The following is a 345-nucleotide window of genomic DNA, read 5'->3' as shown; positions in this document are numbered from 1 at the left end:
GATCACCTCCTTTCTAAGGATATTGCCTAAGGGCAATCGGAATGCGAATCTTTCGATTCGTACTGTGGATGTAATCCACATAGTTGTACGCTTGTTTGTTTAGTTTTGAGGGAGCAATTCTCTCAAAGCTTTTTTGTTCCTTGAAAACTAGATAATCGTAAGTAAGAAGAACCAAGAAGAAAACCGAGTGATCGCCATTTTAGTTTTCTCTCTATTCAATTAGAGAAATGACCTTTTAGGTTAAGTTAGAAAGGGCGCACGGTGGATGCCTTGGCACTAGGAGCCGATGAAGGACGGGACTAACACCGATATGCTTCGGGGAGCTGTAAGTAAGCTTTGATCCGG

The 345-nt window shown here is 42.3% G+C and carries 1 rRNA gene; it reads left to right on the top strand.

Annotation, left to right across the window (positions count from 1 at the left end):
* Positions 1-238: 238 nt before the first annotated feature.
* A 23S ribosomal RNA gene (locus tag M3593_RS23830) occupies positions 239-345 on the top strand; the annotation flags it as partial.

This window comes from Mesobacillus sp. MER 48 (genome assembly GCF_023714225.1).
In the GTDB taxonomy this organism is placed as follows: domain Bacteria; phylum Bacillota; class Bacilli; order Bacillales; family Cytobacillaceae; genus Mesobacillus; species Mesobacillus oceanisediminis_A.
The sequence above is the reverse complement of the archived record's forward strand: the minus strand, read 5'-3'. Positions and strand labels throughout refer to the sequence as shown.